The following is a 15,044-nucleotide window of genomic DNA, read 5'->3' on the forward strand; positions in this document are numbered from 1 at the left end:
CAACTCGATCGCGCACCCGGCGGAGGTGTCTTTGGTCAGCGCGGCCACCTATGCAGCCTGGTGTGAGGGTCGACCCATACTAACGTCGAAATTGGTTACAACAATGGGGGTCAAGACTGACAACGTTTTCAGTTTGCTTTGCGTAGACTTTTCTGCGCCGATGGCCCCAGCTCGGCCTATAAAGAATCGCGACATGCGGGACGGTGCGTGGCCCGCATGGTCAAGCTGAATCTGACAACGTTTTCAACTTCAGGAGACCCCATGAAAAACTCCAAGCGCTCGCTGACGCGCATTTCCCACGCGGTCGCCACCGCGGTGTTGGCGATGACCGCCAGCCACGCGATGGCCGAGGACGCAACGCTGGCGACCAAGTTCGAGAAACGCTTCTCTGCGCAGTACAAGAAGATCAAAGACCCGGCCAACGGCTACTTCAGCAGCGAAGGCATCCCGTACCACTCACCCGAGACGCTGATGGTCGAGGCGCCGGACTACGGCCACGAGACCACCTCCGAGGCCTACAGCTTCTGGATCTGGCTCGAGGCCTACCACGGCCGCCAGACCGGCGACTGGGCCCCGCTGAAGAAGGCGTGGGCCAACATGGAGAAGTACATGATCCCGTCGGCGGCCGACCAGCCGACGAACAGCTTCTACAACGCCACCAAGCCGGCTTCGTACGCCGGCGAACACTCGCTGCCGAAGGACTACCCGTCGCAGCTCGAGTTCGGCGTGCCGGTGGGGCAGGACCCGATCGGCACCGAGCTGGAGTCGGCCTACGGCACGCGCAACATCTACGGCATGCACTGGCTGATGGATGTGGACAACTGGTACGGCTACGGCCATTGCGGTGACGGCACGAGCCGCGCGGCGCTGATCAACACCTTCCAGCGTGGCGCGCAGGAATCGGTCTGGGAGACCGTGCCGCACCCGTCGTGCGAGACCTTCCGCTGGGGCCGCAACGGTGGCACGCAGGGCTTCCTGAGCCTGTTCACCGCCGATTCGAATTACTCCAAGCAATGGCGCTACACCAACGCGCCGGACGCCGACGCCCGCGCGGTCGAGGCCGTGTACTGGGCCAACGTCTGGGCCAAGGCGCAGGGCAAGGGCGCCGAGGTGGCCGACATCGTCAAGAGCGCATCGAAGATGGGCGACTACCTGCGCTACTCGATGTTCGACAAGTACTTCAAGAAGATCGGCAACTGCGTGGGTGGCCCCTACAGCTGCCAGGCCGGCACCGGCCAGGCCAATGGCCAAGGCCTGCGCGACAACCAGCACTACCTGCTGAGCTGGTACTACGCCTGGGGCGGCGCCACCGACGTGAACGCGGGCTGGGCCTGGCGCATCGGCAGCAGCCACAACCACTTCGGCTACCAGAACCCGATGGCCGCGTGGGTGCTGTCGGCCAACGCCGACTTCAAGCCCAAGTCCGCGTCCGGTCAGTCGGACTGGGGCAAGAGCCTGACCCGCCAGCTCGAGTTCTACCGCTGGCTGCAGTCGGCCGAAGGCGGCATCGCCGGTGGCGCGACCAACAGCTGGGGCGGCTCGTACGAGACGCCGCCGAACGGCACCGCCACCTTCTACGGCATGTTCTACGACGAGGCGCCGGTCTACCACGACCCTGAGTCGAACACTTGGTTCGGCTTCCAGGCGTGGTCGATGTTCCGCATCGCCGAGTACTACCACGCCACCGGCGACGCCAAGGCCAAGGCGGTGCTCGACAAGTGGGTGCCCTGGGCCATGGCCAACGTCAAGTTCAAGAACGACGGCAGCTACCTGATCCCGTCGACGCTGGAGTGGACCGGCCAGCCCGACAACTGGAACCCGAACGCACCGGGCGCCAACGCCGGGCTGCACGTGAAGGTCACCAAGAGCAGCAACGACATCGGCGTCGGCGCGGCCCTGGCACGCACGCTGATCTACTACGGCGTGAAGGCCAACGACACCGCCGCCACCCAGCTGGCCAAGCGCCTGCTCGACGGCATGTGGCTGAGCAAGGACGCCAAGGGCATCGCGGTGAAGGAAAAGCGCTCGGACTACCTGCGCTTCGACGACGCCTACGACGCCAACACCGGCACCGGCGTCTATGTGCCGAGCGGCTGGGTCGGCACCAACGCCCAGGGCGCGACGATCGACGCGAACAGCACCTTCCTCAGCCTGCGGCCGAAGTACAAACAAGACCCGGACTGGCCGAAGCTGCAGGCCTATCTGAACGGCGGCACCGCCCCCACGTGGACGTACCACCGCTTCTGGGCCCAGGCCGACGCGGCGATGGCGATGCTGGACTACGCGATGCTGGTCGAAGCCCCCTGATCGGCTGAGCAAGCCGGGCCCGGGCACCGCGCAGGTGCACGGGCCCGGCAAAAACGAAGGCGCCCTCGAAGGGCGCCTTTTTCATGGGCGACGGCGGTGCCGCGGGCTAACTCACTGGCTGCTGGCGCTGGCCGCGGCGGTCGGTGTGGCCGGTGTGGCCGCCGTGACCGCTGTGGCCGTGGTCGGCTGCGCCAACGCGGCCTGCTCGGCCGCATCGGGCTTGGGCACCCGCTGCCCCGGCGTGTCGGTCGGCGCGTCGCCGGGCGGGATGTGCGGCAGCCGGTGGGCGATGCCCTTGTGGCAGTCGATGCAGGTCTTTTCCTTGTTGGCCAGGTAGGTCGAGTGCATGTTCTGCGCCCGCACGCTCTGGCGCGTGAAGTCCATCGACGCGTACTGGTGGCAATTGCGGCACTCCAGCGAGTCGTTCGCCTTCAGCCGCGCCCACTCGTGCTGCGCGAGCTCGAGCCGCTTGTCGCGAAATTTCTCTTGCGTGTCGATGGTGCCGAAGATCTTGCCCCACACCTCTTTCGATGCCTGCATCTTGCGGGCGATCTTGTTGGTCCAGGCGTGCGGCACGTGGCAGTCCGAGCAGATCGCGCGCACCCCCGAGCGGTTGCTGTAGTGGATGGTCGACTTGAGCTCGGCGTAGACGTTGTCGCGCATCTCGTGGCAGCTGGTGCAGAAGGCTTCGGTGTTGGTCGCCTCCATCGCGGTGTTGAAGCCGCCCCAGAAGATGATGCCGCCGATGAAGCCGCCGAGCGTCAGGAAGCCGAGGCTGTAGTGAACGCTCGGCCTGCGGATGACGTCCCAGTACAGCTTGATGCGCTTGAGCATGTCGGGTGTCCTCGTTCTACTTCTTCGGCGCCGAGGCGGCGTCGGCAGGGTCGCCCCGGAACACATTGCCGACCAGCGGCGGCACGCCTTCTTGCGCCACGTGGCACTGCTTGCAGAAGTAGCGCCGCGTGGAGATGTGGTCCAGCACCTTGCCGTTGCGGTCGATGTAGTGCGTGGCGCTGACCGGGATCGCCTGCGAGAAGTCGGTCTTCTCCCGGGCGTGGCAGTCCAGGCACTTGTTGAAGTTCTTGTCGACCTGGTAGCCGTCGATGCGGTGCGGGATGATCGGCGGCTGGTAGCTGTAGTTGCGCGGCAGCCGGTTGTCGTCGTTCACCGCATTGCCCAGCCGCGGCGGCTCGGTCGTGCCGGTGATCGGCGTCGGGCCGCGCATCGCGTCGACGAGCGGCGCCGCTTCGGCGCAGAACAGCGCCGCCAGCGCGGCCAGGGCAAGCAGGATGCGCAGCTTCATGGGGCCACCTCTAGACCTTGACGATCTTCACAGCGCATTTCTTGAAATCGGTCTGGAACGAGATCGGGTCGGTCGCGTCCAGCGTCACCTTGTTGATCAGCTGGCTCGCATCGAACCACGGCACGAAGACCAGGCCGCGCGGCGGCTTGTTGCGGTCGCGCGTCTCCACGCGGGTGCGCATGCTGCCGCGGCGCGAGCTGATCTCGACCTCTGAGCCGCGCCGCACGCCCAGCGCCACCGCGTCGTCCGGGTGCATGTAGCAGACCGCGTGGGGCACGGCCTTGTGCAGCTCGGGCACGCGGCGGGTCATCGAGCCCGAATGCCAGTGCTCGAGCACGCGGCCGGTCGACAGCCAGAACGGGTAGTCCTTGTCGGGCGCCTCGGGCGGCGGCTCGTAGGGCAGGGCGTAGATGCGGGCCTTGCCGTCGGGGAAGCCGTAGAACTGGTAATCGGTGCCGGGCTTGACGTAAGGGTCCAGCCCCTCTTTGTAGCGCCAGCGGGTTTCTTTGCCGTCGACCACCGGCCAGCGCAGGCCGCGCACCTGGTGGTAGGTGTCGAAGGGGGCCAGGTCGTGCCCGTGGCCGCGGCCGAAGTGCGCGTACTCTTCGAACAGCCCTTTTTGCGGGTAGAAGCCGAAGGCCTTGGCCTCGGCGTTGGCATAACCGGCTTCCACGTCGGTGGCCGGGAACTTGTCGACCACGCCGTTGCGAAAGAGGATGTCGAACAGCGTCTTGCCGCGGTACTCGGGCTTCTTCGCGATCAGCTCGGCGGGCCACACCTCTTCGACCTTGAAGCGCTTGGAGAACTCCATCAGCTGCCACAGGTCTGAGCGTGCATCGCCCGGGGCCGGCACCAGCTGGTGCCAGAAGTGCGTGCGCCGCTCGGCGTTGCCGTAGGCGCCTTCTTTCTCGACCCACATCGCCGCCGGCAGGATCAGGTCTGCCGAGATGGCGGTGACGGTGGGGTAGGCATCTGACACGACGACGAAGTTCGCCGGGTTGCGGTAGCCGGGGTAGCCTTCTTGCAGCAGGTTCGCGCCGGCCTGCATGTTGTTGTTGACCATCACCCAGTAGGCGTTGAGCTTGCCGTCCTTGAGCATGCGGTTCTGTAGCACGGCGTGGTAGCCCGGCGTGTCGGGGATGGTGCCGGGCGGCAGCTTCCAGATCTCTTCGGCGTGGGCTCGGTGCTTGGGGTTGCTCACCACCATGTCGGCCGGCAGGCGGTGGGCGAAGGTGCCCACCTCGCGCGCGGTGCCGCAGGCCGAGGGCTGGCCCGTCAGCGAGAACGGGCTGTTGCCCGGGGTCGCGATCTTGCCGGTCAGCAGGTGGATGTTGTAGACCATGTTGTTGCACCAGACACCGCGCGTGTGCTGGTTGAAGCCCATGGTCCAGAACGACATCACCTTGACCTTCGGGTCGGCGTACAGCTCGGCCAGCGCCTGCAGGCGGTTCTTCGGCACGCCGCTGAGCTGGGCCGTGTACTCCAGGTCGTAGGTGGAGACGAACTTGGCGAACTCGTCGAAGGTCATCGGCTTGGACCCGCCGGCCGCGCCGGCGTTCTTGGCCGCCTTCTGCAGCGGGTGCTCGGGCCGCAGGCCGTAGCCGATGTCGGGGTTGCCGAGCAGGAAGGTCGTGTGCTTCTCGACGAAATCCTTGTTCACCCGGCCGGTGCTGATGATGTAGTGGGCGATGTAGTTGAGGATCGCCAGGTCGGTCTGCGGCGTGAAGGTGAGCTCGATGTCGGCCAGCTCGTACGAGCGGTGCTCGAACGTCGACAGCACCGCCACCTTGACGTTCGGCGCGCTCAGGCGCCGGTCGGTCACCCGTGTCCACAGGATCGGGTGCATCTCGGCCATGTTCGAGCCCCAGAGCACGAACGCGTCGGCGGCCTCGATGTCGTCGTAGCAGCCCATCGGCTCGTCGGCGCCGAAGGTGCGCATGAAGCCCGCCGCGGCCGAAGCCATGCAGTGCCGCGCGTTGGGGTCGAGGTTGTTGGTGCGAAAGCCCGCCTTCATCAGCTTCAGCGCGGCGTAGCCTTCCCAGATCGTCCATTGGCCCGAGCCAAACATGCCCACCGACGTGGGGCCCTTGTCTTTCAGCGCGCGCTTGAACTGCTCGGCCATCACGTCGAACGCGGTGTCCCACGACACGCGCTCGAACTCGCCGTCCTTGGCGTACTTGCCGTCTTTCATGCGCAGCAGCGGCGTGGTCAGCCGGTCTTCGCCGTACATGATCTTCGACAGGTAGTAGCCCTTGATGCAGTTCAGGCCCTTGTTGACCTCGGCCTGCTTGTCGCCCTGGGTGGCGATGACCCGGTTGTCCTTGACCGCCACCACCACGCCGCAGCCGGTGCCGCAGAAGCGGCAGGGGGCCTTGCTCCACTTGACGCTAGGGTCGCCTTCGCCGGCGGCCGGCTGGGCCTGCACCGGCATCGCAATGCCCGCGGCCGCGCCCGCTGCCGCCGCGGCGGACTGGTGGATGAAGTCGCGTCTACGCATCCGGAATCTCCTCGTTCATCGCGTCGAGGCTGTCTGCACACTGGTAGACCAGCGTGGCCGACAACACCCCGTCGATGTGCTGGATGTTCGCCACCATCGCCGTCATCGACTCGGCGCTGGGTGCTTCCAACGTCACCACCGCCTTGCCATGCTCCGATGACGCGTGGACCAGCGCCCCCGGCAGCGCGGCAATGGCGCCGGTGACGGCGGGCAGGCGATGGGGCGTCGAGTGGATGACGAGGCTGGCGATGTGAAGCTCTTCGGTCCGCATGGCCACCCTGGGTTCAGAGCCGGGTGCCGGGCGGGCCGGCGATCAGCTGGATCATCCAGACCAGGAACCCGTAGCCGGACACCAGGCCCACGGCCAGCACCGGCGCCAACACGACCGACAAGGTCAGGAACGCCCGCAACTCTTGGGCGCGCGTGTGCGGCTGGGTTGTCTCGTCCATGTCTGGCGGCTTGGTTATGGTGGTGCAGGGGCTGCCCCGGGAGCGGCCGGGACGCGTGGCGCTTGCGGCCACGCGTTTTGATTTGCGTCAAAGCATACCCAGCCCATGCCGCAGTGTCCAGGCATTGGCGCGAGGCGTGGCAGGCCGGGTTTGCCCGGCTTGCCACGGGGGTGGTCAGCGTTGGCCGACGCTCACTGGCCTTGCTTAAGCGGCGTGGCGATGAACGCGCCCTTGCTGCCTTCGCCGACGATCACGCCGTCGTCGTTGATGTCGTAGATCCGCAGGTCGCGCCAGCCTTCGGCGCTGTCGTCGAGCAGCGCCGAGAAGAAATAACACTGGCCTTGGTGCACCAGCACGGCGGTCGTCGAGTAGCGCACGCGGAAGTTGCCGACGACCTGGCCGTGGTTGTTGATCGCCGACGGCTTGAGGGTGTTGCCGGCGCAGGTGGGCATCGCCTTCATCGTGCCGTCTTTGTAGACGAAGGCCTGCGACCCGGCGGGGTAGCTGCCATACGAGGTGCCGACCACGTAGCCGGCCTCGTTGATCGCCAGCGCGACGCTGTTGTCTTCGCCCAGCGTGCCCAGGTCGGTCATGGCACCGTTTTGCCACAGGTAGGCGTGCGAGACGGTCTTGCCATTGACGACGACATCCGACTCGCCCACCGCCTGGCCGCTGTTGTTGATGGCGTGCACCGAGGTGCTGCTTGCGCCCAGCGTGCCCAGGTCGGTCATCACACCGTCTTGGTAGATCCAGGCGCCGTAGCGGGTCTTGCGGTTGACCGTGCAGGTGTAGTTGCCCACGACCGTGCCGGCGTCGTTGATGGCCGCGCTGCTGCTCGACTTGTTGCCCGTGCACGGCAGCAAGGGGCTCAGGTTGGTGGGCGTGCCGGCGCTGTCCCACAGGTAGGCGTCGGGGTAGATCGACCCCGCCACCTCGCGCCGGATGTTCACGTTCGGGCCGTCGTACATCGCCCGGGCGGCCGGCCCCTGCATCTGCTGCGGCCGGCGGCCGTCCAGCATGAAGGGGATGTAGCCGAAGTTGTCGACGCGGGACCAGCCGACGACGACGCCGTCATTGTTGATCGACTGCGCCGATTGGGCCTTCAAGGCGCCGGTTTCGTCGCGCTTGATCTTTTCGATCCGGTACATCGGCGGGGTGCCGGCGAACGCGGCGCCGGCGGCCAGCGCGATCAGGGTCAGCGCAATGCGCGGCAGGGCTTGTTGAAACAGGTGAGTCATGGAATTCGACCTTTCGGGTAGTGCGGGCGGCTCAGCGCTTGACCGGCGTGGCGACGAAGCCGCGCCATTTGTTGTCGAAGTTGCCGGTGCCGACGATCACGCCGTCGTCGTTGATGTCATAGGCGCGCAGTTCCCACCAGTCCTTGCCGCTGTCGTCGAGCAGCGCGTTGAGCGGGTAGCAGCGGCCGTCCTGGATCAAGGCGGCCTCGTAGCGCTTGAGCTGGTAGCTGCCGACGATCTGGCCCTTGTTGTTGATGGCTTCGGTGATCACGCGGTTGCCGGCACAGCGCGGCAGCGGGTACATCGTGCCGTTGACATAGACGAAGCTCTCGGCGTTGCCGTCGGGCGCGTTCGAGCGGCCGATGATCTGGCCCAAGTCGTTGACGGCCGTGGCCTCGCTCTCCACATCGCCGGGCAGGGTGCCGATGTCAGTCATCGTGCCGTTGTGCCACGAGAAGGCGTGCATGCGCCGCTGGCCGTTGTCGGGCGGGTACTCGGACGAACCGACCACCTGGCCGAACTTGTTGATGCTGACGGCCACGGTGTTGCCGTTGCCGAAGTCGGGCAGCTTGGCCAGGCTGCCGTTGTGGAAGATGAACGAGCCGCCGTCCCACCCGGTGTTGGCGTAGCACGAGAAAGTGCCCACCGCGGCCCCGGCGTCGTTGACGCTGTACGCGAAGCTGCGGTACACGTCGCACAGGATCAGGGCATTGATGTCGGTGGGCACGCCGTTCGCGTCCCACATCGTGGCCTTGAATTCGTTGTAGCCCACGGTGACGCCGTGGTTGTTGATGCCGTAGGCGCCGCCCCAGCGCGAGCCCTGGGTGTCGAGCTTGCGGGTCTTGCCGTTGCTGCGGACGAACGCCGCCTGCGTGCCTTCGAAATCGCGGCCGAGGCCGGCGATGGTGCCGTCGTTGGCGATCGAGTAACCGGTCATCGGCCGGATGGACTTGCCCTTGTCGATGACCTCGATGTGGTACAGGGGCGGCGGTGCCGCCATCGAGGCCGTCGCGGCCATCAGGGCAAGGGCGGCCAGGGCCGGGCGCAGGGCCAGGGTGGCGGGTTCGGCCGGGCGAGTCCAACGGTGCATCTCGAGTCTCCTTGGGGCACAACTTTGAGCGCGCCATCGTAGAGCCTCGAGGGGCCTGTTTGATCTCCCTAACTTGTAAAAGTGGTGGAGTTTTTACCCTGACGGCAACGCTGGGCCGCCGAGCGCACCTCGCTGCGGCCGGTCGGGCCTGGTGCGTAGAGGGCCGGCCTGCACGGAGGCCGCAGCGTCAATTGGCGGCGCCGGGCGCCGCGGCCATCTGCGCGGGCCGCAACTCGGCGTGCCCCGCGTGCGCGGCGCGATGGTGCCGCAAGGCCGCGCCGTGGCGCCAGAAGGGGCTCAGGCTCAGCAGCCATTGCGGCAGCGTGGTGACGAACGCATCTTCCAGCGCCGGCGGCCGCCGCTCATTGAGCACGGCGGCCGTTCGCCGGATGCTGGCGGCCAGCGTCTCGCCGGGGCCGGTGGCCGTGAGGCCGAAGGTGGCCCAGCGTTCGCCGAAGTCGCCCAGCTCGTACTCCGCCAGGTCGACCTGGCAATGCGGCCCGGCATCCACCGGCATCAGCTTGGTGGGCCAGCCGCTGGCCATCTGGCGAATCTCTCTGAGCTGCCGGTCGCCGGTGTCGAACACGCGGATCCAGTGCCGGCCGGCCAAGTCGACGGGCACCGCGCCCGATGGCGGCTCGTGCTGGGAGATCAGGTCGAACCAGAGCGCGATCTCGCCCTGGAAGGGGGCCACGTCGCAGCCATCGGGCACCGAGGTCTGGTGCGCCCGCACGCTGATCGAGCCGCTGCGGCGCCGAATGTCCCAGCGCGGGTGGCCTTCCCAGACCAGATGGGTGTCGGTGTAAGACCGGCCGCCGCCGACCATGCACTCATGGTGCAGGGAACTCCGGAACCACACCGCAAACGCCGACGGCGTTGCATGGGGCCAGAACCATCTGATCTCCGCGGTCAGTGCCATGAGTCCCTCCGCTGCCAGTGAGTGCCCTGTGTCATAGCACAGGTTGCCTCGGAACGGGCAGCCCTGCTGGGCAAAGGGTGACTGGGATCACCCCCGGACACCCGGCCCCGCGGCCACGAACCGGCAGCAGGAGCAATCGGCGCGCCCGCCTGCGGGGCGACACGGCGGTGTATCGGGTGCCGCGCCGGCCGCTGCGCCCCGGCGCGCGTCTCAGCGGGTGACCGGTGTGGCGATGAAGGCGCGCCAATGCCCGTTCAGCACCCCTTCGCCGACGGCCACGCCATCGTCGTTGATGCCGTGCAGCGTCATCACCGACCAGCCCTCGCCGCTGTCGTCCATCAGGTCGACGAAGCGGTGGCAGTGGCCTTGCTCGAACAGGTAGCCTTCCTCGGTCTCGACATTGGCGACGACCACGTCGTGGTTGTTGATCGCTGCGGCCACCAGCGGGAAGCGCCTGGCACAGTTGAACAGCTTGTGCATCGTGCGGCCATCGCTGACATACAGCCGTTGGTGGCCGGTCTCGTCGTTGCTGTACAGCGCCATGTGGCCCAGGTCGTTGATGGCCGTGGCGTGGCTGCAGCAGCCGCCGCCGGTGCCCAGGTCGATCGTTGTGCCGTCTTGCCAGCGCAGCGCGTGGCGGAAGGTGTAGCCATCGGCGTTGGGCGCCAGCACCGAGCTGCCGGCGACCTGGTCGTGGTTGTTCACCGCCGAGGCGTAGGAGCGGCCATCGCCGAAGTCGGGCAGCTCGGTGACCTGCTGGCCCCGGACGACGAACCCCTTTTCCTGCCAGACACCGGCCACGCGGCACTCTGCCACGAGGGTCACCGTGCCGGCGTCGTTGATCGAGGTGGCCCGGGATGTTTTCGAGCCGGGCTCGCCCTGGCAGGGGGCCAGCGCGTCCATGTCGATCGCGTGGCCGGATTCGTCCCAGCGGAAGGCGTGGCCGTCGGATTCGCCGGCCACCTCGCCGCGCGCATTGACCGACCACACCCGTGTCAACACACCCGGCTGCTCGAGCGGCAGCGTCTTGTGGCGCTTGCGGATGTAGGGGACGAAAGACGATTCATCCGGCGTGCGGCCATAGCCGACGACGATGCCGGTGCTGCTGATGGCGGTGGCGTGCTCCGGCTCGATGCCGTCGGGCCGGTCGAGCTTCTGGATGCGATAGAGCGGCGCGGCCACGGCTGTGGCTGCGATGGCCGTGGCGGTGGCGGCCATCGCAGCCCGAAGGGCGGCGGTACGGAAGGTTGCGGACATGAGTGGCGTCCTTCTGTGAGGTTATGAGGGGCGTCTGCATGTTAGGGCAATCTGAACAAGTCCCTCGCGGGCTGCGCATCTCTGCTTTGGGTGGTCTGCTGCGTTGCAAATCCTCGCCGTAGCACAAGCTATGGCTGTGGTTTGCGCCTTGCAGCCCATCCCAAAGCAAGGGCGCGTAGCCTCATGAGGACCTACTAAGAGTTTCCCTAAGTAACTCGATACTTGTTGCTGCTACAGAGGGGGGCCAATGATGTGACGTCGCCACCATCTCTGCTCAGAACCTAGCTCGAAGAAGGATGTGTCGCTGCACTGCTGGCAAATTGCCTTGCCAGCCCTGCAAGCTGCCTTGACAGCCGGGTCTGACACGGAGCCTGCCAGTTGTAAGCGTGCCGCGACAGGACTAGCATCGGCAAGTCTTCTCTTGCCGTGAAGTGCGTTTGCCTGGGTTGGGGATTTGCTGTGAAACCAGTCATCCGAACGGCGTGCGGCCTTTTCGCCACCTTGCTGGTTGCCTGTGGGTGCGTTGCCAGCGAGGGTAGCCTGCTCGTGGTTCGCCCCGACGGCGCCTGGCCTCCGTGGGAAATGGTTGTCAACGGCGAGCCGGCCGGTATTCACCTGGAGATGGTCCAGAGCGTGTCCAAGGCGCTTGGGGTGCCGCTGGTCATTCGGTCCTATCCGTGGCTGCGAGCTATCAGGATGCTGAAACAGGGCGAGGCCGATGCGATCACCTACATGTCTCGAACGGCGGAGCGTGAGCAGTTCGGCTACTTCATGGACGGGAACATCCTGTCAAGCACCCGAATAGGGCTCTTCATCTTGAAGAGCAACGAAGGGCGGCTCAGTTTTTCCGGTGACCTAAGCTCCTTGAAGGGCTACGCGCTCGGAACCTGCCGAGGCTTTTCGTATGGAGAGATGTTCGACAACGCGAGCTTTCTCGACAAGGACGACGGCGCCGCAGACGAATACGCCTTGTTGAAGATGCTCGCGGCGGGCCACGTCCAGATCGCCGTGGGGTATGTGGGCGACATGAAGTTTGCCGCTGAGAAACTGGGCATGTCCGACAACGTGAGCCTGCTGAGCCCGGTGCTGTCAGAGCGACGCGATTTGTACCTCGTGTTCTCCAAGGCCAGGCAGCATCAGGAACTGGCCCGGCGCTTTTCCGAGGCGATGAAAGCCTACAAGCAGAAGCCCGAGTACCGAGAACTGTTGAGGAAGTACGGCGTCAGCGAGTGAACGATTCAGGCGGCACCTGACCAGAGCCTGTAGATCCAGAAGCTTTCGTCGCTGAGCATGCCGCGGCGCAGGGCGTCCGGGCTGCAGCCGGTCAGGCGCAACGTGTCACGGCACAGGTGGGCCTGGTCGGCGTAGCCGCTGTCCAGTGCCACGGCATTCCAGCGCAGCGTCCCGTCTTCACGGCCACGGATGGCCTCGAAGAATGCCTGCTCGGCACGGCCCCAGCCACGCAGCTCCCGCAGGCTTTGACCCGTCCACTGCTTGATCAGGCGGCTGATCTGGCGCGGGCTGCGTTGCCGGCCACCATGGCCATTCCGGGCGCGGTGGTGCAATTCGTCGATCCAGAGGTTGCTCAACCCGGTGGGCGTCGCGGCCGGCGCCTCGGCGCCAGCCCATTGGGTGCCAATGAACTCTTCGATTCGTGCCACCCGTGCGGCGTCGTCGCCTGGCTCTGCGACGGCCCGGCACCAATCGAGCCAAGGAGCAGGCAACAAGCCGTGCGCCGGGCAGGCACGGTCGACGTGGTCAACCACCTGCACACCCGTCATGCGTTGGAAAGCGTCGGGATAGAACATCGCCATCAGGCTGTGCACAGGGCCGGGGTTCGTCGTCTCGGCTGGTCGGGTTTGGGGGCCGCTGACAGTGACCGGGGCCAGCGCCGACACGGGCTTTTCGTCGGCCGGCAGCGGCAGGCTTTGGCCGGCCAGCGTCCAGGTGATGCAGCACGTGGGCAGTGCTGGGTATCGGTTGAGCCGTTGCGCCGGTGGGAGCGGCCAGCCCCGGGTGTCGCGCACGACCACCGCGCGAAGGACGCCCGCCAGCGCGGGCGGCGGCCGATACAGCCGGGCCGGCGCCATCATTTGGCAAGGTGTTGGCGGTTGCTGCGAAGGCGGCTCGAGGCAGTCCATGGGTCAAGTCCAGTGATGGCGGAATTGTTCAATACAGATGCGGCAGCGGTATCTAGCATGCGCAGCTTTTCCAACCGGGCCTGAATGCCCGCCGGACGGAGTTGTGAGATGACCAGAATGAGGAATCGCCTTTGGCGCCGATCGTTGATGTTGCTGATGGCGGCCCACGGCGCGGTGGCGGCTGCAGGGCCTGTCCCTGTCCAGATACCGGCCGACGACCCGGGCATCCGGTACATCGGGCGCGTGGACGACCGAGACGCGCTGGCCCCGGCATTCGGATGGCCCAGCAGCGCCATCGTCGCTAATTTCCAAGGCACGTCGATCCAGGCCCGTTTCGATGACGAGAAGGGCAAGAACCTGCTGCAGATCATCGTGGACGGCGGCACGCCGACCGTGCTCGCGCTCGACAAAGGTGTCGCGCAGTACACGTTGGCCAGCGGTTTGGCCGAGGGCACGCATCGCGTCGAAGTCGTCAAGCGCACCGAAGGCTATTTCGGCGCCATCCGCTTTCTTGGTTTTCAACTCGATGCTGGCCACAGGCTTGCTGCGCCTGCGCCGCGCCAGCGCTTGAAGATCGAGTTCTATGGCGACTCCAATGTGGCCGGCTACTCCAGCGAGAGCATTGGCGACGTGGGGCAGCCGCGGTTCGAGAACAACTACTTTGCCTATCCGGGCATCGCCGCCCGCATGCTCGACGCCGAATACCAATGCATGGGCTGGAGTGGCGCCACGATCGCGCCGGGCAGCTCGCTGCCGGTGCAGAGCTTCTGGAACCGCGTGTTGCCGCAGGATTCGAACCTGCTGTGGGATTTCTCCAGGTTCGATGCCGACGTGGTCGTCATCAACGTCGGGTCCAACGACTCGTACGACGGGGACAACCGCGACGCCGTGATGGCCGGTTGGCAGGACCTCATCACCAACCATATCCGCGTGGTGCACCCGCGTGCGCACGTGGTGCTGGCCGATTCGTATGGCTGGTCGTTCGATGAGCCAGCCAACTACCTGGATGACATGGTGCAACGCTTGCATGCGCAGGGCGACCTGAACGTGTCTTCGGTGCGATGGCCGTGGCTGTGGGGGCAGGCCCATGCGGTGGTCGAGGAGCAGGCGGGTTTTGCCAATGTGCTGGCGCCGCACATCGCGCAGCAGCTGGGCCTGCCGGCGCCAACGCCGAGCCCGCTGTCGAGCTTTGCCGGGCCGGGGCGGCTCTTCAACCCGAGCTTCGAGGTCGTTCCGGTGGGGCAGGGCCGGGCCCAGCAGGCGGCCGGTTGGCGCGAGGGCGTGACGCCGGGCGCCAGCGTCTCGGTGGTGACCGACGCCGCAAGCGCCGCTGCCGGCGCGCGCTATGTTCAGCTGCAAGTCCGTGGCTCGGGAGCGGCGAAGGTCTGGCAGGCGATGGATGTCCAGCCCGGGCGAACCTACACCCTGAAGGGCCAGGCGCGCGGCACGGCGGGGCGCAAGGCGCAGATGCAGATCGTGTTCAAGGACCAGGGCCAGAACGTCATCGCCAGATCGCTGGGCGTGGTGACACTGGGCGATCGCTGGGCGCCGGCCGTCACCTCCGCCACGGCGCCTCCGGGGGCATGGAGCGTGAACGTGCAATTGAGACTGGCGAACAAGCACACGAGTGCGATGTTTGATGCGCTGACGCTGAGCTCGCACTGAAGGGGCGCGGGGCCTGGCAAAGACAAGGGCCGTGCCGGCTTGCGCTGGCACGGCCCTGGGCTTGAGGCGGTCTACTTCGTCGCGCAGAAGCCGCCGTCTGTGTAGTTGGCACCCGGCTGCAAGACGTTGTTCGACGCCGGCCCTTCGAGCGTCAGCGTGTCACCGGCCTGCGACCAGA

13 protein-coding genes are annotated in these 15,044 nt (G+C 66.4%); 3 read left to right on the forward strand and 10 right to left on the reverse strand.

Annotation, left to right across the window (positions count from 1 at the left end; all coding sequences use genetic code 11):
- Positions 1 to 261: 261 nt before the first annotated feature.
- Positions 262 to 2,307 (forward strand): glycoside hydrolase family 48 protein, encoded by a 2,046-nt coding sequence (locus ACE3SG_RS21505; protein WP_374568261.1) that lies wholly within the window; start codon positions 262 to 264, stop codon positions 2,305 to 2,307.
- A gap of 111 nt (positions 2,308 to 2,418) precedes the next feature.
- On the opposite strand, the gene ACE3SG_RS21510 is transcribed toward ACE3SG_RS21505, so the two are convergent.
- The 9 genes from ACE3SG_RS21510 to ACE3SG_RS21550 form a co-directional block, all read right to left on the reverse strand.
- Entirely contained in the window at positions 2,419 to 3,141 is a 723-nt protein-coding gene (locus ACE3SG_RS21510; RefSeq protein WP_374568262.1) for a cytochrome c3 family protein, read from the reverse strand.
- Positions 3,142 to 3,157: 16 nt separating this feature from the next.
- Complete coding sequence (locus tag ACE3SG_RS21515; RefSeq protein WP_374568263.1) at positions 3,158 to 3,610, reverse strand: nitrate reductase cytochrome c-type subunit; 453 nt, start codon at positions 3,608 to 3,610, stop codon at positions 3,158 to 3,160.
- Positions 3,611 to 3,620: 10 nt separating this feature from the next.
- Entirely contained in the window at positions 3,621 to 6,107 is a 2,487-nt protein-coding gene (gene napA, locus ACE3SG_RS21520) for a periplasmic nitrate reductase subunit alpha (RefSeq protein WP_374568264.1), read from the reverse strand.
- On the reverse strand, positions 6,100 to 6,378 hold the full coding sequence (locus ACE3SG_RS21525) for a chaperone NapD (RefSeq protein ID WP_374568265.1): 279 nt from the start codon (positions 6,376 to 6,378) through the stop codon (positions 6,100 to 6,102). The genes napA and ACE3SG_RS21525 overlap by 8 nt, the downstream gene beginning before the upstream one ends.
- Positions 6,379 to 6,391: 13 nt before the next feature.
- The gene (napE, locus tag ACE3SG_RS21530; RefSeq protein WP_374568266.1) at positions 6,392 to 6,556 is read right to left on the reverse strand and encodes a periplasmic nitrate reductase, NapE protein; all 165 of its coding nucleotides are present in this window, start codon (positions 6,554 to 6,556) and stop codon (positions 6,392 to 6,394) included.
- Between the two features lie 191 nt (positions 6,557 to 6,747).
- Positions 6,748 to 7,794 (reverse strand): hypothetical protein, encoded by a 1,047-nt coding sequence (locus ACE3SG_RS21535; protein ID WP_374568267.1) that lies wholly within the window; start codon positions 7,792 to 7,794, stop codon positions 6,748 to 6,750.
- A 31-nt stretch (positions 7,795 to 7,825) separates the two neighbouring features.
- Positions 7,826 to 8,884 (reverse strand): hypothetical protein, encoded by a 1,059-nt coding sequence (locus tag ACE3SG_RS21540; protein WP_374568268.1) that lies wholly within the window; start codon positions 8,882 to 8,884, stop codon positions 7,826 to 7,828.
- Between the two features lie 187 nt (positions 8,885 to 9,071).
- The gene (locus tag ACE3SG_RS21545) at positions 9,072 to 9,803 is read right to left on the reverse strand and encodes a hypothetical protein (protein WP_374568269.1); all 732 of its coding nucleotides are present in this window, start codon (positions 9,801 to 9,803) and stop codon (positions 9,072 to 9,074) included.
- A 210-nt stretch (positions 9,804 to 10,013) separates the two neighbouring features.
- Positions 10,014 to 11,060 (reverse strand): hypothetical protein, encoded by a 1,047-nt coding sequence (locus tag ACE3SG_RS21550; protein WP_374568270.1) that lies wholly within the window; start codon positions 11,058 to 11,060, stop codon positions 10,014 to 10,016.
- 459 nt (positions 11,061 to 11,519) lie between these two features.
- Here ACE3SG_RS21550 and ACE3SG_RS21555 point away from each other — a divergent pair, with 459 nt between their 5' ends.
- Positions 11,520 to 12,293 carry a substrate-binding periplasmic protein gene (locus tag ACE3SG_RS21555; protein ID WP_374568271.1) on the forward strand — a complete coding sequence of 258 codons (774 nt, stop codon included), beginning with the start codon at positions 11,520 to 11,522 and terminating at the stop codon, positions 12,291 to 12,293.
- Between the two features lie 5 nt (positions 12,294 to 12,298).
- Here ACE3SG_RS21555 and ACE3SG_RS21560 read toward each other — a convergent pair whose 3' ends face one another.
- Positions 12,299 to 13,153: a helix-turn-helix domain-containing protein gene (locus tag ACE3SG_RS21560; protein WP_374568272.1), complete on the reverse strand. Its 855-nt coding sequence runs from the start codon at positions 13,151 to 13,153 to the stop codon at positions 12,299 to 12,301.
- A 132-nt stretch (positions 13,154 to 13,285) separates the two neighbouring features.
- On the opposite strand from ACE3SG_RS21560, the gene ACE3SG_RS21565 reads away from it, so the two are divergent.
- Positions 13,286 to 14,866 carry a GDSL-type esterase/lipase family protein gene (locus ACE3SG_RS21565; protein WP_374568273.1) on the forward strand — a complete coding sequence of 527 codons (1,581 nt, stop codon included), beginning with the start codon at positions 13,286 to 13,288 and terminating at the stop codon, positions 14,864 to 14,866.
- Positions 14,867 to 15,044 lie beyond the last annotated feature (178 nt).

It is taken from the genome of Ideonella sp. (assembly GCF_041914305.1).
Lineage (GTDB): Bacteria > Pseudomonadota > Gammaproteobacteria > Burkholderiales > Burkholderiaceae_C > Ideonella.

Excerpts from the sequence above, each read along its gene's own strand:
- ACE3SG_RS21525 (WP_374568265.1), bottom strand. The coding sequence starts at position 6,378 with ATGCGGACCGAAGAGCTTCACATCGCCAGCCTCGTCATCCACTCGACG.
- ACE3SG_RS21550 (WP_374568270.1), bottom strand. The coding sequence starts at position 11,060 with ATGTCCGCAACCTTCCGTACCGCCGCCCTTCGGGCTGCGATGGCCGCC.
- ACE3SG_RS21560 (WP_374568272.1), bottom strand. The coding sequence starts at position 13,153 with ATGATGGCGCCGGCCCGGCTGTATCGGCCGCCGCCCGCGCTGGCGGGC.
- ACE3SG_RS21535 (WP_374568267.1), bottom strand. The coding sequence starts at position 7,794 with ATGACTCACCTGTTTCAACAAGCCCTGCCGCGCATTGCGCTGACCCTG.
- ACE3SG_RS21510 (WP_374568262.1), bottom strand. The coding sequence starts at position 3,141 with ATGCTCAAGCGCATCAAGCTGTACTGGGACGTCATCCGCAGGCCGAGC.
- ACE3SG_RS21545 (WP_374568269.1), bottom strand. The coding sequence starts at position 9,803 with ATGGCACTGACCGCGGAGATCAGATGGTTCTGGCCCCATGCAACGCCG.
- napE (WP_374568266.1), bottom strand. The coding sequence starts at position 6,556 with ATGGACGAGACAACCCAGCCGCACACGCGCGCCCAAGAGTTGCGGGCG.
- ACE3SG_RS21505 (WP_374568261.1), top strand. The coding sequence starts at position 262 with ATGAAAAACTCCAAGCGCTCGCTGACGCGCATTTCCCACGCGGTCGCC.
- ACE3SG_RS21515 (WP_374568263.1), bottom strand. The coding sequence starts at position 3,610 with ATGAAGCTGCGCATCCTGCTTGCCCTGGCCGCGCTGGCGGCGCTGTTC.
- ACE3SG_RS21565 (WP_374568273.1), top strand. The coding sequence starts at position 13,286 with ATGCCCGCCGGACGGAGTTGTGAGATGACCAGAATGAGGAATCGCCTT.
- ACE3SG_RS21540 (WP_374568268.1), bottom strand. The coding sequence starts at position 8,884 with ATGCACCGTTGGACTCGCCCGGCCGAACCCGCCACCCTGGCCCTGCGC.
- napA (WP_374568264.1), bottom strand. The coding sequence starts at position 6,107 with ATGCGTAGACGCGACTTCATCCACCAGTCCGCCGCGGCGGCAGCGGGC.